The organism is Winogradskyella poriferorum, from assembly GCF_050618035.1.
GTDB lineage: Bacteria > Bacteroidota > Bacteroidia > Flavobacteriales > Flavobacteriaceae > Winogradskyella > Winogradskyella poriferorum_A.
Window position 1 is genome coordinate 1 of sequence record NZ_JBODPY010000214.1, and the last position, 223, is coordinate 223.

The following is a 223-nucleotide window of genomic DNA, read 5'->3' on the forward strand; positions in this document are numbered from 1 at the left end:
ATAGCCAAAAGCTGAGTTATTAAATACCTTGGCGGCTATGCTAGGGATTAGCTCTTTTGTTTCAGCGTCGATCTTTCGATCAATGTCCTTAAAGTTTAGATAAGCATCTTGTATTCCTGTAATGTGCTTAGACTTAAGCTCACAATTTGTTGCACCAAGGTTTTTTCGCAATTTGGAATAACGTTCAGACGCGTCGGTTAAGATGACTTTTCCTTTTCTGTTA

1 pseudogene is annotated in these 223 nt (G+C 38.1%); it reads right to left on the bottom strand.

From position 1 onward, the window contains the following. Positions 1-223: pseudogene (locus ACRHOC_RS15515) on the bottom strand (hypothetical protein); the annotation flags it as partial.